The 20,730-nt window shown below is 77.5% G+C and carries 11 protein-coding genes; 3 read left to right on the top strand and 8 right to left on the bottom strand.

Features of this window, described 5'->3' with window-relative positions:
* Position 1: 1 nt before the first annotated feature.
* Positions 2-1,258 carry a phenylacetate--CoA ligase family protein gene (locus J2S46_RS38910; RefSeq protein ID WP_191291017.1) on the top strand — a complete coding sequence of 419 codons (1,257 nt, stop codon included), beginning with the start codon at positions 2-4 and terminating at the stop codon, positions 1,256-1,258.
* 67 nt (positions 1,259-1,325) lie between these two features.
* Here the strand turns inward: J2S46_RS38910 and J2S46_RS38905 are convergent, their stop codons facing one another.
* Both J2S46_RS38905 and J2S46_RS38900 read right to left on the bottom strand, forming a co-directional pair.
* On the bottom strand, positions 1,326-3,713 hold the full coding sequence (locus J2S46_RS38905) for an ATP-binding protein (protein ID WP_307352647.1): 2,388 nt from the start codon (positions 3,711-3,713) through the stop codon (positions 1,326-1,328).
* 355 nt (positions 3,714-4,068) lie between these two features.
* On the bottom strand, positions 4,069-7,065 hold the full coding sequence (locus J2S46_RS38900; protein ID WP_191291018.1) for an AfsR/SARP family transcriptional regulator: 2,997 nt from the start codon (positions 7,063-7,065) through the stop codon (positions 4,069-4,071).
* Between the two features lie 163 nt (positions 7,066-7,228).
* Here J2S46_RS38900 and J2S46_RS38895 point away from each other — a divergent pair, with 163 nt between their 5' ends.
* Entirely contained in the window at positions 7,229-10,120 is a 2,892-nt protein-coding gene (locus J2S46_RS38895) for an AfsR/SARP family transcriptional regulator (RefSeq protein WP_307352645.1), read from the top strand.
* A gap of 122 nt (positions 10,121-10,242) precedes the next feature.
* Here the strand turns inward: J2S46_RS38895 and J2S46_RS38890 are convergent, their stop codons facing one another.
* Both J2S46_RS38890 and J2S46_RS38885 read right to left on the bottom strand, forming a co-directional pair.
* Positions 10,243-10,920 carry a sigma-70 family RNA polymerase sigma factor gene (locus J2S46_RS38890; RefSeq protein WP_229912865.1) on the bottom strand — a complete coding sequence of 226 codons (678 nt, stop codon included), beginning with the start codon at positions 10,918-10,920 and terminating at the stop codon, positions 10,243-10,245.
* A 203-nt stretch (positions 10,921-11,123) separates the two neighbouring features.
* Positions 11,124-11,384, bottom strand: a complete 261-nt coding sequence (locus J2S46_RS38885; protein ID WP_191291020.1) for a hypothetical protein — start codon at positions 11,382-11,384, stop codon at positions 11,124-11,126.
* A gap of 1,079 nt (positions 11,385-12,463) precedes the next feature.
* Between J2S46_RS38885 and J2S46_RS38880 the strand changes: the two genes are divergently transcribed.
* Positions 12,464-13,408: a MinD/ParA family ATP-binding protein gene (locus J2S46_RS38880; protein ID WP_229912866.1), complete on the top strand. Its 945-nt coding sequence runs from the start codon at positions 12,464-12,466 to the stop codon at positions 13,406-13,408.
* Between the two features lie 142 nt (positions 13,409-13,550).
* On the opposite strand, the gene J2S46_RS38875 is transcribed toward J2S46_RS38880, so the two are convergent.
* From J2S46_RS38875 to J2S46_RS38860, 4 genes are all read right to left on the bottom strand, one after another.
* Positions 13,551-14,954 (bottom strand): S8 family serine peptidase, encoded by a 1,404-nt coding sequence (locus J2S46_RS38875; RefSeq protein WP_191291021.1) that lies wholly within the window; start codon positions 14,952-14,954, stop codon positions 13,551-13,553.
* Positions 14,951-18,328 (bottom strand): right-handed parallel beta-helix repeat-containing protein, encoded by a 3,378-nt coding sequence (locus tag J2S46_RS38870; RefSeq protein WP_191291022.1) that lies wholly within the window; start codon positions 18,326-18,328, stop codon positions 14,951-14,953. Before J2S46_RS38870 ends, J2S46_RS38875 begins: the two co-directional genes overlap by 4 nt.
* 70 nt (positions 18,329-18,398) lie before the next feature.
* Complete coding sequence (locus J2S46_RS38865) at positions 18,399-19,637, bottom strand: hypothetical protein (RefSeq protein ID WP_191291023.1); 1,239 nt, start codon at positions 19,635-19,637, stop codon at positions 18,399-18,401.
* Positions 19,638-20,046: 409 nt separating this feature from the next.
* Positions 20,047-20,688, bottom strand: a complete 642-nt coding sequence (locus J2S46_RS38860; RefSeq protein ID WP_191291024.1) for a type VII secretion system-associated protein — start codon at positions 20,686-20,688, stop codon at positions 20,047-20,049.
* Positions 20,689-20,730 lie beyond the last annotated feature (42 nt).

Below are 20,730 nucleotides of genomic sequence, written 5' to 3'. Positions count from 1 at the left end.
AGTGCCCGCGAAGCCGCTTCAAGAACTGGTCGACCACGCCCGCACCCACTCGCCGTTCTACGCCGAGCTGTACCGCGACGTACCGCGGACGGTCTCGCACATCACCCAGCTGCCCGTCATCGACCAGGTGGCCTTCTGGGCCGCCAACACCTGGCCGGACAACCGCCTGCTGACCGGACCGCTCACCGACGCCGGCGTCTACAAGACCGGGGGCACCACCGGCGTGCCCAAGTTCTCGCCCTGGTCGCGCACCGAGCACGCCGACTCGGTGACGGCCTTCGGGGCGGGCATGGTCCAGGCCGGGCTGAAGCCCGGACACCGGGTGGCCAACCTGTTCTGCGCCGGCGAACTGTACGGCGGGTTCCTCTACATCGAGAACGCGCTGCACCACGCGCCGGTGGACAACGTCCGCCTGCCGGTCGGCGGCGCCGCCTCCGACGACTGGATCGCCGACCTGATCGAGGGGTTCGGCGTGCACGTCCTGGCCGGCGAGCCGATGAAGCTCAGCGCGGTGGCCGAGTGCCTGGTCCGGCGCGGCCAGGTCGCCGACTCGGTGGAACTGCTGCTCTTCGGCGGCGACCTGCTCTTCGCCGACCTGCGGCCGATCCTGTCGCGGGCCTTCCCCAAGGCCGCCGTCTCCTCGGTCGGCTACGCCTCGGTGGACGCCGGGCTGGTCGGCGCGCCGGTGCCGGGCGAGGACGTCCGGGTGCACGAGGCCTTCCCGAACCGCACGCTGGTGGAGCTGGTGGACGAGGTGACCGGCGAGTCGGTGACCAAGCCCGGGGTGCCCGGCCGGGTGGTGGTCACCAACCTGTTCCGCACCCTGATGCCGATCCTGCGCTACCCGACCGGCGACCGCGCCGAGTGGGTCGACCCCGGGCGGCAGCGGTTCCGGCTGCTGGGCAGGTCCGTCGAGGGTGCCCGGGTCGGGACGGTGGCGATGCCCACCGAGGAGATCCGCGCTGTGCTGGTCGCCGCCGACCCGGAGCACGTCATCGCCGGCATGCAGATGGTGCAACGCCGCTGGGACGGCCGGGACGGCCTGATCCTGCGCCTCGGGTACACCGAGGAGCCGCCCGCCGGCCTCGCGGAACGGCTCGTCGAGGCCGTCTACACCGCCCGGCCGCTCTACCCGGCGGAGGTGGCGTCCGGCGCCGTCCACCACCTGACCGTCGAATGGGTCCCCCGTTCCGAGCTGGTCACCAACCCGCGGACCGGCAAGCTGCAGCAGGTGCTGGACGAACGCCCGCCGGTCTGAGCGGGTACCAGGACGGGCCCGCCGGGCGGCGGCTCTCGCCCGGCGGGCCCGTCAGGTGGTGCGCCCGTCAGGTGGTGCGCCGGTGGCCTCCCCGGCCGCCTTCGGCGGTCAGGTCGGCCAGCGCCGTGGTCAGCAGCTCGCGGGCCTCGTCGGCGCGGTCCAGCTCGATCAGGACGGTGCCCAGCTCGGTCAGGGTCTGGGTCATGCTGTCGGGCTGGCCGGCGTCCTCGAAGTGCCGCAGCGCCTGGCGGTAGGCGTCCTCGGCCTCGGACCACTGGTGCAGCGCGGACCGGTCGAGGCCGGCCTCGTGGGCCGCGAACGCGGCCAGCAGATGGGTCATGTGCGAGGGGGAGTCCGCCAGCCAGTCCAGGACCTCGGCCAGGACCAGCCGATGGGTCTCCAGCGCCTCCCGGGGCCGGCCGGACTCGCGCAGGCAGGCTCCGACGCACCGCAGGGCCACCACCCGGCCGACCTCCGCGGAGCGGCCGGCGAGCGTGGCGAACACCTCGGCGGCCTGCCGGTAGGCCTCGATGGCCTCCTCGTGCCGCAGCAGCCGGCGCAGGGCGGTGGCGCAGTAGGCCAGTGCCCAGGCCTCCTGCTGGGCGTCCCCGATCCGGCGGGCCAGCTCCAGGGCCTCCCGGGCGACGGCCAGGCCCGGCCGGTAGCGGTGCAGGCAGATGACGTGGGCCCAGGCCAGGTAGTTCAGGTGGACGGCCTGCGCGAGCCGGTCACCGACGGCCCGGGCCGAGTCCACGGAGAGCTGGAAGACCTCGGCCCAGACGTCCCAGCGCAGAACGCTGTCGGAGAACCAGTGCATGGCCTCGGCGGTGTCCACCACCTGCCGGTGCCGGCCGGTGGCGTTCGCCCGGTGCAGGGCGGCGAGCCACTCGGGGTGCTCCTCCTCCAACCAGCGCCGGGCGTCGGCGAGGGTCGCGGGGGCGGTGGCCGGGTCCGGGTCCCCCGACGGGCCGGTCTCGGCGCGCTCGACGTCGAAGCGCCGGCCCGCCGCCGCGGCCCGGCGGAGCAGCCGGTCACCGGCCCGCTCGCGGGCGGCGTCCGCGGCCTCCCGCCCGTCGTCGGCGAGGAGTCGCTCGCCGGCGTAGAGGCGGACCAGGTCGTGCAGGCGGTAGCGCCCGGGCGTGGCGGCGGGTTGCATCAGCCCCGCGTCGGCGAGCAACTCCAGCTGCCGGTCGGCCTGGTGGGCCGGCAGGCCGGCGTAGGCGGCGACGGTGTCGGCGGTGAAGTCCTCCCCCGCGGTGAGTGAGCAGCGGCGCAGGACCAGTGCGGCGGCGGCGGGCAGTTTCCGGTACGAGAGTGCGAAGGCGGTGCGCACCCGCAGATCGCCGGCCTCCAGCACGTCCAACCGGTGCTCCTCGGCCGCGAGTTGCCGGACGAGGTGACTGACGGGCTGGTGCGGGCGGGCCACCAGCCGCTGCCCGGCGATCCGCAGGGCGAGCGGCAGCCGGCCGCAGAGGCGGGCGAGCTCGGCGGCGGCCTCGGGTTCGGCGTCGATCCGCTCGCGACCGGCTATCCGGGCCAGCAGGGCGGCCGACTCTGCCGGGGCGAGGACATCCAGCGGGAGGCGGTGCACGGACTCCAGGCCGGGCAGGACGTGGCGGCTGGTGATGATGGTCAGGGCCGGTCCGGAGCCGGGCAGCAGGGGGCGGACCTGCGCCTCGTCCGCGGCGTTGTCCAGGATCAGGACGAGGCGGCGCTCCCGCACCAGGGTCCGGAACAGGCCCGCGCGTTCCTCGGTGTCGGTGGGCACCGAGCGGTCGGCGACGCCGATCGCCCGGAGGCACTGGGCGAGCGCCTCGCGCGGCGTGAGGGGCGTCGGGGCCATGCCGCGCAGGTCGAGCGAGAGCTGGCCGTCGGGGAACAGCGGAGCCAGGGTGTGGGCGGCGTGCAGGGCGAAGGCGGTCTTGCCCAGGCCGGGCTGCCCGTAGGCCAGCACGATCCGGGGGTGGGCGGGATCCGCCTCCTCGGCCAGCTGTCGCAACCGGGACAGCGCCTCCTCCCGGGCGGTGAAGTCGGCGATGTCGCGGGGCAGCGCGAGTGCGGAGTGGACGGCCTCCCCGGGCACCCCCGCCCCGCCCTGGGGGTCGGCCTCGGGACCGTTGCCGGGCGCGGCCGCGGGTGTGCCCGCGGGCGGGTCCTCCGGGTGGGCGGGGGTCCGCCGGGGGCGTCCGCTCCGGGCGGCCCGGTCGAGCAGGGCGGTCTGCTCCTCGTCCAGCCGCAGCGCGGCGGCCAGGGCCTGCACGGTTCGGTGTTGCGGTCCGCGGGTGCGGCCGCGCTCCATGTCGCCCAGCGCGCGCAGGCTGACCCCGGCCGCCCGGGCCAGCTCGGCCTGCGTCAGGCCGGCCAGCGCCCTGAGGCGGGACAACAACAGGCAGAAGTCGTCCGCCGGGGCGGAAGTGCCTGCGGGTATGCCTGTCGGGTTGCCTGTCGCACCCATCGCCGCCCCTGTCGCCACGGTGTCGGCCCCAGCACCGAACACGTCCAGCTCGGACAGTATGCACTGGTCAAGATCGTGCCGTTGACCCGGTCCGGCGGCCCGGCCGGCGGCCCGGCGGCGCCGCCGGGGCGGACCTGACGGTCCGTCCGGTCCGGTGCGGCGGAGGCGGAAAGCCGTGGGCGGCTGCACCGCCGGCGCCGGTTGCGCCCGGTACTTCCGCCTGTGGTTCTGCCTGTCGCGGCCCCCGAGGGCGGATGGATCCGCCTGTCGGGCCCACGAGGGCGGATGGATCCGCGTGTCGGGACGGCCGCGGGGGTGGCGGTCCTGCACCGGCCGGCGGTACGCGGCGCGGGGGTCAGCGATCCGCGCCGGTGTCGGCCCGGCGCTCCTCCGCCACGGCTTCGGCGGTGCTGCCCAGGGTGTGCAGGACGGTGGCCAGCAGGGCGTGCGAGCGGGCCTCGACGCCAGGGTCGGCCTGGGTGCGGCCGAGGGCGAGGGCCAGCCGGACGGTGGTGAGGGCGTCGCCGTGGCGTCCGAGTGCGTGGAGCGCCTCGGCCCGGGTGTGGGTGGCCCGGACGGTCTCGGTGGCGTCGGGGCGGGCGGCCAGGATCCGGACGGCCTCGTCCGCGTGGGCGAGCGCCGGTCCGGGCGCGCCGCCCGCCAGCTGGGCGCCGGCCAGTTCGTCGAGTGCCCGGGCGAGCAGGCGGTCGTCGGGCAGCGCGCGGGCGCGGGCCACGACGTCCACCAGCAGTGGCACTGCGCGGTCCGGCCGGCCGGCTCCGACCAGGACGTCGGCCGCCCGGGCCCGGCAGTGGTGGCGCAGCACCGGGTCGGCGATCCGGTCGGCCGCGGCGAGGGCCTGGTCCAGGAGTTCGACGGCGGCGCGGACGTCCGGCCGGTCGGCGAGCAGTACGGCCAGGTCGGTGGTCAGCCGGGCGACGGCGGCCGGGTCGGCGCAGGCGCGCGCGGCCCGCAGACCCGACTCGGCGGTGGTCCGCCACTCGGCGCGGCGGTCCGCTGCCTGCGCGTAGAGGGCCCCGGCCCGGTGGGCGAGCCGCCAGGCGGCGACGAACCGGCCGTGCTGTTCCGCGCGCAGCACCAGGCCGCGGACGGCGGGCTCCTCCCGGCCGAACCAGTCGGCGGCCTCGCGGACGGCGGCCGGTGGGGGCGCGGTGCGCCCCGGGGGCGGCGAGGCGGCCGGGGCCAGGGGACGTAGCCGGGTGACGGCGGCCAGGGGGGTGACGGCCAGGGGGGCGGCGGCGGGCCGGCCGGTGGTGCTGCCGGCGCTGCTCGCGGCGGTGGCGGTGGCGGTCAGATAGTGCTCGATCAGCCGGTCCAGGGCGGCCAGCCGCCGGTCGGCGGGAAGCTCGGCGGCCAACCCGGCGCTGTGCAGGCGGACCAGCTCGCGCCGGGCGAACAGCCCGGGTGCGCTCTCCTCCACCAGGTGGACCGCGTCGAGCCGGGCCAGCAGCCGGCGGGCCTCGACCGGGGTCACCTCGGCGAGGGCCGCGGCGGCACCCGGGTCGACGACCACGCCGGGGTGCAGGCCGAGCAGGGCGAAGAGCCGCGCCGCCGCCGGCTCCAGGGTCCGGCAGGTCAGGTCGAGGGCCGCCCCGACGCCCGGCGCGCCCAGGCCGGGCCGGGACGGCCCGGTGGAGGCGGCACGCTCGGCGGCGAGCTCCGCCACCAGGTCCTCCAGGGCCCAGTCCGGACGGGCCGCCAGCCGGGCCGCCGCGAGTCGCAGCGCCAGCGGAAGGCGGTCGCACAGCTCGGCGAGTTCGGCGGCGGCCCGAGGCTCGGCCGCGATCCGGGCCGGGTCCGTCGCACGGCCCAGGAGTTCCCGCGCCTCGGCGGGGGTCAGTACGTCCAGCGGGACCGGGGTGGCTGCCTCGTGCACCAGCAGGTCGCGCAGTCTGCTGCGGCTGGTGACCACGGTGACGGGCCCGGCCCAGGCCGGGTCGGCGTCGAGGGCGGCGTCGGGCAGGGCGTCGGGCCGCCGATCGGGCAGGGGGTCGGGCAGCGGGTCGGGCAGCAACGGGGCCAGCTGTCGGTAGCAGCGCGCGTTGTCCAGCACGATCAGCGTCCGACGCCCCGTCAGCAGTTCGCGGTAGCGCCGGGCGCGGTCGTCCAGCGAGACCGGCAGGGCGCTCGCGGCGACCCCCAGAGCGATCAGGAACCCTGCCAGCACGTCGGCCGGCTCCCGGGGGCCACGCTCGTCGAAGCCGTGCAGGTCGGCGTAGAGGCGGCCGTCGGGGAAGCGGTCGGCGGCCCGGTGGGCCCAGTGCTGGACCAGGCTGCTCTTACCGACCCCGGCCGGTCCGGTGACCAGGACCGGGCGGGCCTCCGAGCCGGTGGCGACCGCCGCGTCCAGCCGGCCCAGCTCGGCCGCCCGGCCGACGAACCGCCTTCCGGTGCGGGGCAACTGGGACGGGACGGGGTGCGGAGGCCCGGTGGTCGTCGGGGCCGGCAACGGGGCCGGGCCGGCGGCCGCCTCAGGCCCGGCGGAGGTGGGGGCGTAGGTGGGGGCGGTACGGGACGGGGGCCGCCCCGCGACCCGCTCGCCGGCCAGCCTCAGGGCGGGTCCCGGGGCGGTGGACAACCGGGCCGTCACCCGGTCGTACCAGTCCCGGGCCTCGGCCCGGCGCCCGGCCTGGTCGAGGCAGTCGACCAGGCGGAGGGCCAGCCGCTGGTCGGCGGGCCGGGCCGGGACGGCCTCGATCAGTTCGTCGACCAGTTCGGATCCGCGGTCCAGCCGGCAGAGGCCCTCGGCCAGCCGGTCCAGGGCCCGCACCCGCAGGGCGGCCAGCCGGGGCGCGGCCCGTCGGCGCAGCAGGGCGGAACCGCAGTCGGTCAGCGCCGGACCGCGCCAGAGGTCAAGCGCCGCACGCAGCAGCGCGAGTCCGGGGTCCTCGGGCCCGGTGGGGCGGTCGGCCGGGCGGTCGACCGGGCGGTCGGCCGGAAGGGAGCCGGCCGCGTCCGGGCGGCCGGGGCACACGACCCCGGCCCGGCGGCAGAGTCGCTCGAAGCGGACGGCGTCCACCTGGTCCGGCGCCCCGGTCAGGGTGTAGCCGGCGCCGCGGGTGGCCAGTACCAGGCCGCCGCCCAGCAGTCGGCGCAAACCGGCGACGTGGCCCTGCAGCGCGGCGCGCGCGGTCACCGGCGGGGTACCGTCCCAGACCAGCTCGACCAGTCGGTCGGTGGGGACCACCTGGTCCAGCTCGACCGCGAGCGCGGCCAGCAACGCGCGGCGCTTCGGCGCCGAGGGTGTGACCGTCGTGCCGCAGTCCTGGCGGACGGTGACCGCACCGAGCAGTTCGATCCGCATGCAGCCCCTCGCGCGTGTGTCGGCCACCGGCCATCCTGGCGGATCCGGTCGGGAATCGGCCGGCCGCGGCCCTCGGACTGCCCGAACGGGCAACGGTCCGTTGCCCGTTCGGGCAGTCGCCGGCCGGCCGGGGTTCCGGCGGGGACGAAGGGCGCGGATACACTGCAGCCCGAGATCAGGCTCGACCGCCGTGGGGGCGACTGTGGGCGACCGCGTGGGCATCCGGGTGCTCGGCCCGGTGGAGCTTCGGACCGCTTCCGGAGGGTTCGTCGCCCTGCCCGGCGCCCAGCGGCGGGCGGTGCTGGCCGTGCTGGCGCTCCGGCTCGGCCGGGTCGTCCCGGTGGAGCGCTTCTTCGAACTGCTCTGGGGCGAGGAACCACCGGCCCGGGCCAGAGCGGCCCTGCAGGGGCACGTCGCCGCCCTGCGCAAGTCCCTCGTCGGCACCCCGTTCGAGCTGGGCACCCGGGCGCCCGGCTACCTGCTCACCGGCCCGGCGGACCAGGTGGACGCGCTGGAGTTCGAGGCGCTGGCCGCGCGGGCCGGGGAGCACGCCGGGCGGGCCGGGCCGGACGCGGAGGCCGAGGCGATCGGGCGGCTGGAGCGGGCGCTGGGTCTGTGGACCGGCGCCGCGCTGGTCGACCTGCCCGACACCGAGCTGCGCCGTGCTCTGGCCGGCCGGCTGGAGGAGGCCAGGACCAGAGCCCTGATCGGCTGGGCCCGGCTGCGGCTGCGTCAGGGCTCCGGGGCCGCGGCCGTACCGGCCCTGGAACTGCGGGTGCGGGCCGACCGGCTGCGCGAGGACGTGGTGGCGCTGCTGGTCCGCTGCCTGCACCAGGCGGGCCGGCCCGCCGACGCGCTGGCGGCGTATCACCATGCCAGGCAGTCGCTCGACCGCGAGCTGGGCATGGTGCCCGGTGCGGAGCTCCGGGCAGCGCTCGCCCAGGTGCTGGCCGAGGAGCCCGCCGCCGGGCCGGGGCCCGGTCGGCCGCCGACCGCCGGCGCCGGGCCCGCGAGCGGTCCGGCCCCGGGCCGCGGGACCGGACCGGTCGAACCGTCGACGCCCTGCCAGCTCCCGCGCCGGCCCGCGGGCTTCGTCGGACGGGGACCGGAGTCGCGCTGGCTGGACCGCGAGTGCGGTCCCGGACGCACCGGTGACGGACTGGCCGTGGTGGCCGGGCCGGCCGGCGCCGGGAAGAGCGCCACCGTGGTCCGCTGGGCGCACGGGGCCGCCGAGGGGTTCCCGGACGGCCGGCTCTTCGCCGACCTGCGCGGTTTCGACCCGGCCGGCCCGGCGGACCCGGTCGCGGTGCTCGGCCGGTTCCTGCTCGCCCTGGGCGTCCCGGAGTCGGCCGTCCCGGAGGACCGCGCGGGCCGGAGCGCCCTCTACCGCGCCCGGACCGCCGACCTGCGGCTCCTGGTGCTGCTGGACAACGCGCACAGCGCCGGGCAGGTCGCCGACCTGCTGCCGGCCGGGGCCGACTGCGCCACCGTCGTCACCAGCCGCAGCGCCCTGGAGGACCTGGTGGTGGCCGAGGGCGCCGCCCTCCTGCGGCTGGGGGCGCTGCCCGGCGGGGACGCGCTGCGACTGCTGGAGCGGAGCCTGGGCCCCGAGCGGGTCCGCGCCGAGGCCGCCGCCGCCGACCAGCTGGCCGAACTCTGCGACCACCTGCCGCTGGCCCTGCGGATCGCGGCCTCCCGGCTGGCCGCCCGCCCCGACTGGACGATCACCGGCCTGGTCACCGAGCTCGCCGACGAGCACACCAGGCTGTCCGCCCTGGAGACCGACGGGGCGGTCGGCATCCGCGGCGCCCTGCTGCTGACCCACCGCCACCTCTCCCCGCCGGCCGCCGCCCTGCTCACCCTGCTGGCCGTCCACCCGGGCCGGGAGGTGGACGCCCCCGCCGCCGCCGCACTGCTCGGTGCGGACCTCGACGCCGCCCGCGCCGCGCTGGGCGAGCTGGCCGCCCACCACCTGCTCGGAGAGAGCGCGCCGGGGCGCTGCAGCAGTCCCGGCCTGGTGCGGGCCTTCGGCGCCGAACTCCTCGCCCGACAGCCGCCCGGGACGGGCCGGCTCGCCCTCGGACGGCTTCTCGACCACTACGTGTCGGCCGCCCGGCACTGCGCGGAGCTCCTGGAACCGGTGCAGGACGACCACAGCGGGCGGGCGCACCCACCCGGCGGCCTGCCGGCGGTGGCCGACCCCCGTGGCGCGCTCAACTGGTTCCGGGCCGCCCGGCCGACCGTCCGAGCACTGGTCGACCGTGCCGCCGAGGTCGACCCCGCGCGTGCCTGGCGCCTCGCCCTGTGGTCGAGTGCCTTGTACGCCGGGTCCGGCCGGCCGGGCGACTGGCTGGACTGCCTGCACGCGGGTGAACGCGCCGCCGAACGGTGCGGGGACGGCGTCGCCACCGCACTGCTGCGGGGTGCCGCGGCGCACGCGCTGATCGCACTGGAACGCCCGGCGGAGGCGGACGCAGCGGCCCGGCGGGCGCTCGCCGCCACCACCCCGGCGGACGGCCCCGCGCACGTCCGCGCCCTGGCCGCCCGGTCGCTCAGCACCGCCCTGCTCGGGGACCGCGCGGCCGCCACCCGGGCGGCGGCGGCCGCGGTGGCCCTCGCCGAGGCGTCCGGCTCCGCGTACCTCACCGCCCACGCCCTCGACCACGCCGCGTCCGCCGCCCTGCTGGCCGGCGACCCTCAGGGCGCGCTGCGCCGGGCCCGGGCGGCCAGGGCCCGGCTTCCCGGCCACCCGGTCACCACGGTGCACGCCCGGTCGATGCTGACCGAGGCGCACGCGCTGCAGGCCCTCGGCCGGGCCGAAGCCTCCGAACTGGCCTGGGCACGGCTGCTGGTCACCTGCGAGCAGGCCGGATTCGCGCACCTGCGGGCCGTCTCGGAGCAGTCCTACGCCGCTTTCCTGCGGACCTTGGGCCGCGAGGCGGAGGCGGTCGGGCGCCTGCGGTCGGCCGTCGGGCTGTTCCGGCCGCACGGGCATCGGACGGGTTCCTCCCCCGGTCGGACGCCCGCCCCGGCCGGGCGCTCAGGACGCGGCGGCACCTCCGGGGCGGCCGGCGCGGCCTGACGGTGCGGCCTGGTGGTGCGGCCTGGTGGTGCGGAGCCGCCGAAGCGGCGACGCGTCCGAAGGGACGGACGTGTCCGGCCGGGCAGCGGCCGGGACGCCCGCGGGCCGGTCCCGGTGCCCCATCAGGCAGCACCGGGCAGCGCCGTCGGGGCGGGCCCGGCGCCGGCCGGTACGGCGGGGGCGGACGGCTCGACCGGCGCGTAGCCGGGTTCGGCCGCGAGGAGCGGACGCAGCGCGCGGATCGCGTAGAAGTTGCGCGACTTGACCGTGCCGGACGGAACGCCCAGCCGCTCGGCGGCCTCCTGGACGGAGCGGTCCTTCAGGTGGAGTTCGACCAGCACCTCCCGGTGGTGCGGCTGCAGCCGCTCCAGCACCCGCTCGATGTCCCGCAGGGCCACCGCCTCCGCGTACGGGTCGGCGACCGGCGGCCGGTCCTCCAGCATGTCGCCGGACACCTCCTGGGCGCGGGCGGCGGCCATCCGGTAGTGGTCGATGGCGATCCGGCGGGCCACGGTGAACAGCCAGGGGCGGCTCTGCTCCGGCCCGGCGGCGATCGCCTCGGGGTGCTGCCAGGCGCGCAGCAGGGTCTCCTGCAGGATGTCCTCGGCCTTGCCGCGGTCGCCGTTGGTCACCCGCTGGAGGGCGCGCAACAGGTAGCCGCCGTGCAGCCGGTAGAGCTCGGCGAGGGTCCCCGGGTCGAGGGTGGGGCGCGCGGCGCCCGGGTCGGCCGCGGCGGGCGGCGGGGCTGCGGGGAGCGGCGGGGCTGCGGGCACGGGCTGGTCGGGAGCCTGGATGGACACGCACTACCTCACGGAATCCGACGGAGTCTCGGTGCGGGCCGATCGGACGGCCCGACGGGACGGGGTGGAATCCCCGGCCCGGCACCGGTACGGTCCCGGGCCGCGCCAAGATTGCGCCAAGCCACCGCCAACGCCCCGGCCAACGTCCGGCTGGCTCCGGGACCGGGGCCGCCGGGTGGACGGTGCCGGGGCCGCCGCGCCGGTCAGGCCCGGTCGAGCGCCCGCAGCAGGGCCTGGACCCCGTCCTCGCCGCGGTGCTCGATCAGCACCGCGACCCACTCGGCCACGGTCTCCCGGTCCGCGGCGGACCAGGCGGGAGCCGACGGGTGCTCGTCCACCACCAGCGCGGTCGCCAGCCGTAGCAGTTCCGGCCGCGGGGCGGGGCAGGACCGCACCGACGGCAGGTCGGGCAGTACGAGCCGCCGCACGGTCGAGATCACCTCGATCGCGGAAGCCTCGGGCACGGGAAGCAGCGGCGGCCCGGCGACCGGTTCCGGCTGTCGGCCCGGCGGGAACACGATGAGCCGCCGCGGATCCCCTGCCGACCCGTCCCGTGACATCGGTGCCTCTCTGCGCGCTCGGTGCGGGACTCCCGCTCGTCGGCCGGCCCGGCCCGTCGTACCGCTCCGGCGTCCGCCCGGGCCCCGGCCCGTGAGACACCCCGCCTGGTGGCCGCCGGTCCCGGCTGGTGGTCCACCCGCGCTCGGACGGCCTCCGCGACTCCTCGCAGGCCTCTGCATGTCGTCCTCCAGGAAGTCGCCGGCGGTTGCCGTCCTGCCCAGCTCCACGGACCGGCCACCGCCGGCGGTTCACCGCGCGGCCGGGTGAACCGCGCCGCCGGGCCGCGCCGTTCTCCTGATCGGACGGCCCGTACGGCGGCCAGGTGGAGGCCGTCCGTACCGACAGGCGGAGCAGGGCCGACGTGGCGACAGGAGGCGGACGCGTGGCGGCCGAAGAGAGCACCTCAGTGGTACAGGTCCGGCGGCTGGCCGAAGGCCCCGACTGGGATCTCGCCCCTGACTACACCCCCGATCACACCCTCGACCACACTCCCCTTGTCCGGCCGGGCGCGGCTCCGCCGGCCACCGGGCCGGCCGCCGGGCCGGCCGTCGGATCCACGGGGGCGGGCGCACCGGCGTCCGGCGGCGGACCGGCGCCGCGGCCGACCTGGTCGCTGCCGCTGGACGCCATGGGCACCGTGCTGGTGCCGCCGGAGGCACGACCGGGCGAGACCCGAGCCGACCCGGCTGCCGCGGTGGCGCCGGCCGCGCCCACGGCCCCGGCCGGACCGGCCCCGGGCCTTCTCCCACCGGTTCGGCTCCAGCCGCCGTCCCAGGCCCTGATGCCCGCTCCCGCACCCGTTCCGGCTCCGCCCCTGCCGCCGGCCCCGGCCCGGGTCGCCCTGCCGGGCGTCGTTCCACCCACGGTTCCACTCACAGTTCCGCCCGTCGTCCTGCCCACCGGCCCGGCGGCCCCCGTCACCGGTCCGGCACTCGTCAGCGGCCCGGTCGCCGTGGCGAGCCCGGTCCGGCCGGAGCCCGGAGTGGCACCCCGTCCGGCGCCGCAGCGCGGGCTCCGGAAACGGGCACTCTCCTTCGGCCAGGGTCAGAAGGAGCGTCTGCGGGCCGAATCCGCGATCCGCACCCCGCTGCTCCGCAGTTTCCGGATCGCGGTGCTCAGCCTCAAGGACGGCGTCGGCAAGACCTCGACGACCATGGCGCTCGGCTCCGTCCTCGCCGAGGCCCGCAACGACAGGATCATCGCCCTGGACGCGGACCCGAACGCGGGTACCCTCGGCCGGCGCGTCCGCCCGCAGACCACCGCGACCGTCCGCGACCTGCTGGCGGCGGCCCCCTCGATCAACGGGTACATGGACGTCCGCCGGTTCACCTCGCAGGCCCCGAGCGGCCTGGAGGTCCTGGCCGGCGGCCCGGGCCCGGCCGGCGCCGGCCTCGACGGCGAGGCCTACCACCGGCTGATCGAGCTGCTGGGCAACCAGTTCCCGGTCGTCCTCAGCGACACCGGTACCGGCCTGACGCAGGACTCCATGGGTGGCGTCCTGGACCTCGCCGACCAACTGGTCGTCGCCGCCACCACCAGCGTCGACGGCGCGAGCAGTGCGAGCAGCACCCTGGAGTGGCTGGGCGCCCACGGCCACGGCGAGCTCGCGCGGCGCAGCGTGACGGTGGTCTCCGCCATCCGCGGGCCCGGCCGGCTCGTCGGGGAGGCGGACCTGGTGGCCCACTTCGCGGCCCGCTGCCGCGCCGTGGTGGTGGTGCCGTTCGACGAGCACCTGTCCACGGGCGGGGAGTTCGACCTGGCGAAGCTGCGGCCGAGGACCCGGCGGGCGTATCTCGACCTCGCCGCCGCGGTCTCCGAGGGCATGGCGGTGCCCCGGCCCGGCACCGACCACCGGCCGGCCGCGCTGCCGCCGGACCGGTCCCACCCCGCCCCCGTCCTGCGGCCGGCCGCGCTGGACCGGGTCTGACCCGTCCGCGCCGGGCGGCCCGGCCGGGGCCCGCCCCCGCATGTCGTACAGGCAGCCGACCGGGCCGGCCCCGGGAGCGGAGCCGGACCGGTCGGATCCGGCCCGACCGGGCTGTGCCGGAGCGGGTTGTGCCGGAGCGGGTTCAGCTGGTCCAGCGACCGGGCTGCCAGCCGCGGCGCCTGCCGTGCTTGAGGACGTACCCGAGGCCACCGACCAGGGCCACGCCCCCGAGCACCCCGCCCGCCACGGCCACCGCCTGCCCGTCGGCCGGCCGCGCGGCCGGCGGTCCGACGGCCGCGACCGCCGTCCCCGCCCGGGCGGGCGGTTGGGCGGCGGCGCCGTTCCGGGCGCCCGGCAGCAGCGCGCTGACGGCGGCCAGCGGGTCGACCGTCCCGTAGCCGAGCCGGGCGTCCGGCAAGGCGGTACCGGGGTGGTAGGCGGTGGCCTTCAGTCGGTCGAGCAGCTGAGCCGCGGTCAGCTCGGGCCGGTAGCCGAGGACCAGCGCCGCCGTCCCGGCCACGACGGCGGTGGCGAAGCTCGGTCCGGATCCGGTGAAGTAGCCCTTGCCGCCGGGGCCGACGCTCATCAGGGCGTCCCCGGGGGCCACCAGGTCGACCCGGCCGCCCGGTCCGGCGGCCTCCGTCCCGGCGGCGCCGCCGTCAGAACCGCCACCGTTCGAGACGGCACCGCTCGATGCGGCGCCGTTCGAGACAGCCCCGTTCGGGCTGAGGCCGGCCACCGCCAGCACCTCCGGGTACGCCGCCGGGAAGGCCCGGCCGCCGGACGCGCCGGAGCTGGTCGCGTCCGGCCCGGCCGGGGCGACGACCAGCGCCCCCCGCTCGCCCGCGTACCGCACCGCGCCCGCGAGGTCCTCGCCGCCCACCGGGACGGGCACCGCCACCGCGATCACCCGGGCCCCGCCGTCGGCGGCGTCCCGGATTCCCTTGGCCAGCAGGGCGGGCGTGGTGATCCCGGCCTCGTCGGTGACGGCCACCGCGAGGATCCGGGCCTCGGGGGCGATGCCCGCGAAGCCGGTGCCGTCCTGCCGCCGCGCGGCGATCAGCCCCGCGAGGAAGGTGCCGTGGCCGACGCAGTCCCGCCCCGCGTCGCCGGGGCCGTACTCGCGCGGGCCGAGGGCGAGCCGGCCGTCCAGGACCCCGGACGCCGCGTCGACACCCGACCCGACCACCGCGACCGTGACCCCGGCCCCCCTGCTCAACTGCCAGGCCGCGTCCGGGCGCAGGACGGTCTGCGCCCACGGGGTCCGCCCGGTGCCCTTGTCGGAGGGCTTGGTGCACCCCTCCGACCGGGCCGCGCCGGTGCTCTGCCCGATCACGGGGAGCGACATCGGATCGGCCCCGCCGGACGCGGCCGCGGGCCCGGCCGGAGCGGCCGAGGCGGCCGGGGCGCTCCCGCCGGGGGTACCGGTGGCGGCCGCTGCGGCGGGGGCGCCCCGCACGCCCTGAGCAGCCGCGCCCGCCGCCGCGGCCGGTGTCAGCAGAGCCGAGCAGATCAGCGCCACGGCGGCCGGCCGGCGGCGCCTCACGCCGGACTCCCCTGCCGCAGCTGCGGGATGTCCCGCGGCAGCAGCAGGCTGAGTTCGGACAGGTCGCCGACGTCGAGCCGGGCCAGCCGGCCGGCCTGCCGGGTCACCATCGCCTCCAGGGTCTGGCGGGCGAACCGGCCGTTGCCGAAGGTGCGGTCCCGGGGGACGGCGGCGCACAGCTCGCCCAGCGCGGTCAGCGTCTCCGGGGCGCAGACGTAGCCGGACTGCTCCGCCTGCAGCCGGATGATGGTGACCAACTCCTCGGGGGTGTAGTGCTCGAAGGCGACCTGCTGCGGGAACCGCGAGGCCAGGCCGGGGTTGGAGCCGAGGAAGCCCTGCATCTCCTCGTGGTAGCCGGCCACGATCACCACGACCTCGTCGCGGTGGTCCTCCATCAGCTTCATCAGGGTGTCCACCGCCTCCTGGCCGAAGTCGTTGCCGCCGCCGCCCCGCGGGGTGAGGGTGTACGCCTCGTCGATGAACAGCACGCCGCCGCGGGCGCGTTCGAAGGCTTCCTTGGTGAGCTGGGCGGTGTGCCCGATGTACCGTCCGACCAGGTCGGCCCGGGCGGTCTCGACCAGTTGGCCGCCGGACAGCACGCCCAGCTCGGCGAGGATCGCGCCGTAGAGGCGGGCCACCGTGGTCTTGCCGGTGCCGGGCGGCCCCGCGAAGACCAGGTGACGGCTGATCGTGGCGGTCGGCAGGCCGGCCTCCTCCCGGCGGCGGGCCTGCTTGATCAGGTTGACCAGGTCCTCGACCTGCTCCTTGGCGGCCGACAGGCCCACCATCGCGCGCAGTTGGTCCAGCAGGTCGGTGCGGGCCTCCTCGGCGCCGCCGCCCGCCCGCCGGACGGCCGCGGCGGCCTCCTCCCCGATGTCCTCGGGGACGAACAGCGCCAGGTCCGCGTCGGCGACCTCCGCGAGGTCGGCCAGCCGGGACGCCTGCCGGTCCACCATCTCCTCGAAGACCTTGCGGGCCGCCCGGCCGTTGCCGAAGTCCGGGCCCTTGGGCATCCGCTCGAAGTGGGCGCCGAGGGCCTCCCGTGCGGTGTCGGCCAAGGCGTAGCCGTGCCCGGCGGCCGACCGCTCGACGATGGTGACCAGCTCGTCCGCCGCGTAGTTGCGGAACACCACGGTGCGGCTGAACCGCGAGGCCAGACCGGGATTGGAGCCCAGGAAGTCGCGCATCTCGTCGGAGTACCCGGCGACGATCACCACGATGTCGTCGCGGTGGTCCTCCATCAGCTTGACCAGGGTGTCGATCGCCTCCCGGCCGAAGTCGGGGCCGGTGCCGCCCGACCCCGCCGAGAGCGTGTACGCCTCGTCGAGGAAGAGCACCCCGCCCAGCGCGGACTGGAAGACCTCGGTGGTCTTGATCGCCGTCCCGCCGACGATCGAGGCGACCAGGTCGGCCCTGGCCACCTCGGTGAGGTGGCCGCTGCGCAGGACGCCCAGCTCCGCCAGGATGGCGCCGTAGAGACGGGCGACGGTGGTCTTGCCGGTGCCCGGCGGGCCCGCGAAGACCAGGTGACGGCCCATCGGCACGGCCGGCATCCCGGCCAGCTCGCGGCGCTTGGCGAGCTTGTTGAGGTTGACCAGGGTGGCCACCTGCGCCTTGACCCCCTCCAGGCCGACCAGCGCCTCCAGCGCGGCCTGCGGGCCGTCCGGGTCGAGCGGGGGCGCCTCGGCCGGGGCCGCGCCGGCCGGCGGCCGCTCACCGGGCTCCGCGGCCACCGGCGGGGCGGACGGCCCGCGGTCGCCCCCGGCGGGCGGGGTGCCGTGCGCGTCCGCCCGGGCGTTCTCCCGGCTGGTCAGGTTCTCCACGGCCAACCGGTCGCTGGCGATGGTCTGGCGCAGTCCGGAGCCGCGGTTGCCGGCGACGGTGCAGCCGGTGATCCGGATCGCCTCCTCGGACTCCGCCCGCAGCCCGTCCACGGCGTTGTCCGCCATCTCGCAGCCGTTCAGCGTGGCCCGGGCGCCCGCCGCCAGCAGCACGCCGTGCCGCCGGTTCCCGTGCAGCCGCGACCTGGCCATGGCCAGCTCGCCGCCGTCCTCGACGCGCACGCCGTCGGTGCCGCTGTCGGACACGTCGCAGTCGCGCAGCGAGACCACGCCCTGCGCCCCGACCTCGACGCCCACCGTGCCGGCGCCGCGCACGGTGGTGGCGCCGACCTGGATGTTGCCGCCGTCGGCGATCCGCAGCCCCGCCCCGCCGGTCGAGGAGACGGTGCAGGACTCCAGCCGGCCGCGGCCCTCCCGGAGCACCTCGACGCCGTGACCGCGCACCTCGCTCACCTCCAGCCGGCGCAGCAGCGGGTTGGCGCCGTCGCGCACGCTCACCCCGGCGCCGGCCGCGCCCCGGACCTCCAGCCGGTCGAACTCGGCGGCGCTCTCGCCGACCAGTTCGACCCCCGCCGCTACGCCGTCGCGGACCAGCGTCCGGGTCAGGGACGGGCTGGAGGACTCGTCCACCTGGATGCCGGCCTGCTCCGCGCCAACCACCTCGCAGTCCTCGAAGGTGCCCCGGGAGCGGGCGGTCACCCGCAGTCCGTGGCCCTTCGTCCGCTCGGTGCGGCAGCGCCGGAGCAGCGGGTCGCTGCCACCGGCCACCACGATGCCGTGGCCGCGGGTGCCGCTGACGGTGCAGTCCTCCAGCACCACGCGGGTGGCCGAGCTGAGGTAGACGCCGATCGAGGTGTCCCGGACGGTGGTGCCCAGCACCCGGGTCGAGCTGTTCTCCTCCAGTGCGATGCCCGGCTTGTCGGTGGCCGATATCTCGCAGTTCTCGACCGAGCCGCGGCCCTCCCCGTTGGCGCAGACGCCGTTGCCGCGGGCGTCGCGCAGGACGCAGTCCCGGATCACCGGGTTGGCCCGCTCGCCGATCACCACGGCGGAACTGCCGAGGTGTTCGATCACGCAGTCCTCGATGACGCTCGTCCCGCCGGACGTCTCGACGATCCCCGCCCCGGCCGGGTTGACGATCCGGCAGCCGCGCATCGCCAGCGAACCCTGCCCGCGGGTGAGCACCGCCGTCCAGGAGTTGCCGGCCACCTCGCAGTCCTCCAGCGCGGCCTGCCCGCGCGGGACGTCGACGGTGGGCAGTTCCTCGTCCCGGCCCTGGAGGACGAGACCGGTCAACTGGACGGCCTCGGCCACCACCTGGACCACCGCACCGCGCCGGGGCGAGATCCGGACGCTGCCCCGGGCCTCCTCGGCGGTGATGGTCACCATCTTGGTGATGACCAGGTTCTCCTCGTACCGGCCCGGGCGGACACTGATCACCGCACCACTGCGCGCCGCCTCCAGCGCCTCGCCGATGGTGCGGTAGCCGCCGTCGCGCTGCTCCGCGCACACACTGAGCACATGGCGCGTCATCGCGCTCGTTCTCCTCCGTCGTTGATGGGATTCCGGGTGGGGGCGGTGCCGGGCACCGCCCGGCGGCCGGTCAGCCCGTGCAGTTGGCCCGGACGGCGGACGCCGCGTGGTGGGCGAAGGTCTTGGTGCCGTCCTTCCAGTCCTCGCCGCGGGTGTGCAGCATCACGGCGATCTTCCCGTTGGTGGCGGGGTAGGTCCCGACCGCGACCCACGAGCCCCTGGAGGACGTCTGGTTGACGACGAAGTGGTTGATGGTGCCGCTGCCCGGCTCCGACTTGGACTGGACGGTGTAGTAGGACGGGGACCCACCGACGTCCTTGATGTCGCCACTGGCCGGGACGTACACGGAGAGCTTGCAGCTCCCGTTGACGACCGGCGCGGTGTTGAAGGTCCAGACGACCGAGTTGCCGTCGTCCTTCTCGGCCGCCCCGGACATCGGCAGCGAGGCGTACTTGCCGTTGCAGCCGTCCGCCGCGTAGCCGCCGGAGTTGGTGACCCAGCCCTCCTCGCCCTTCTCGTACCGCCCGTACTGCTGGGTGGTGGTGGTGTTGCCGGGCGGGCTGCACCACAGGCCCGCGACGGCGTTGTAGACCGGCGCTGCCGGCGGGGCGGGCTTCGCCGCCGGAACCTGGGCCGGGGCCGACGGCTGGGTCTGCGGCTGCGGGGCCGCGCCCCCCGTGCCACCCGCCGCGGCCGCGCCACCCGCCGCACCGCCGCCGGCGGTGCCCTGGCCGGCCGGCTGCCCGGCCGTGCCGGGGTTGCCGGTGGGCCCGGAGGACTGCGCGGAGCCCGGCCGGCCGGCCGGTTGGCCACCGCCGACCGCGTTCTGCTCCTGGCCGGTGCCACCGGCCGCGCCGGGGTCGGCGGTCGGCGCGCCGGGGAGGGCCGGCTCGACCGTGGGACCGGTCCCGGGGAGCGGGGCGGGGAGCGTGACGTTGCCCTGCGCGTCCACCCCCGGGACGAATCCGTCACCGCCGCCGTCCTGCTGGGTGTACCCGGCGGGCGGCGGACCGTCCGCGCCCGGGTGGGGGTCGTCGCCGCCGAAGCGGCCGATGCCCAGCGGCACGCCGATCAGCACCAGGCCCGCGATGACGGCGGCGGCCACCATCGGTCGCGGGATCCGGCCCGGCCGGCCACCCTCCGGGTCCGCCGCCTCCTGGACCGGGCCGGTGACGACGCCGCTCAGTGCCTCGGCTGCGGACGCGGCCTCGGCGACGCCACCGGACCCCGTTCCGGCCGGGGGCTCGGTCGGGGCGGCGGACCCGGTCGCGGTCGCCGAGGCGGCGGGGGTACCGGGTCCGGCCGGCAACCCCGTCTCGAGGGCGGCGCCGGCTCCGGGGCCCGCCGGTGCCTCGCCCGCCGCGGCCGGTGGAGCCGGTACAGCCGGTACAGCACCGGCGGCGGGCACGGCCGTCGAGGACTCCTCGGCGGGCCTCGCCCCGCCCGCGCCACGGCCCACACCCTCACCTCCGCCGGCGGCACCGACGGCACCGACCGCCGGGGCCGGAGTCCGCGCCGCCGGCACGACCCAGGCCACTGCCGGCAGCCGGTACCCCTCCGCCGCCGGCTCTTCCGGCTGCTTCCCGGTGTTCTGGTCCTTGCCCACCCTGGCCCCCTGGCCTTCGATGACAACACGTGTGGGAGGCCCGCCCCCGACAACCAGCAGCCGGACGACGGACCGTTCCTCCCGGTTCGACGGACGGCGGGGTCCGACGGGTTCAGCGGCCTGCCCGGTCGAACGGACGGAGGGGCAGCCCGGGACCTCCCGGCCGTGCGGCCAGCGCCGTCCGCAGCAACGCGGGCTCCAGCCGCATCACCACAGGGGCGCCGGGGTTGAGCACCAGGCGGCAGCCCGGCGGCAGCCACTCCAGCAGGTCGGCGGCGCCCAGCAGGGCGTGGTCCGGGCCGCCCGCGGCCGTCAGCCACGACCGGGCCGTGAAGACGACCGCCACCGTCTCCCCGTCCGGCAGGTCGATCCCGCCGACCCCGTCCCCGCCGTCGAGCGGCACGGCGACCTGCGCCGACGCCAGCGCGCGGTAGACCGCCTCGGGCGGCCCGTACCCGGTAGCGCAGGACTGGACGGCGGCGTCCACCGGATCACTGGGAGCGGGCCAGTCCAGCGCGAGCGGCGACTCGCGGTACTCCTCGTTGGCGGCGAACTCCGCGACGCCGCCGTCCTCGTCCGCGCGCCACCGGCCGATCACGGCCCAGGCCGGCGGCGGCCCCTCCCCCACCCAGGTGGGGTCGACCATGCCGATCCACCGGCCGGGGGCGGCTCGGGCGGCGGCCCGGATGTGCGGCGGCACCTCCGACATCTCCGACACCTCCGACACGTCCGACACCTCCGACACCTCGGTCACCGCCGGACTCCTGTCCACTGTGCACTCGTCCGCCTCCCTCTT

The sequence above is a fragment of the Kitasatospora herbaricolor genome (genome assembly GCF_030813695.1).
GTDB classification, from domain to species: domain Bacteria; phylum Actinomycetota; class Actinomycetes; order Streptomycetales; family Streptomycetaceae; genus Kitasatospora; species Kitasatospora herbaricolor.
This window is presented reverse-complemented; position numbering and strand designations above follow the sequence as displayed.

Coding starts and splice junctions, on each gene's coding strand:
- J2S46_RS38905 (WP_307352647.1), bottom strand. CDS start 3,713: ATGGGTGCGACAGGCAACCCGACAGGCATACCCGCAGGCACTTCCGCC.
- J2S46_RS38870 (WP_191291022.1), bottom strand. CDS start 18,328: ATGACGCGCCATGTGCTCAGTGTGTGCGCGGAGCAGCGCGACGGCGGC.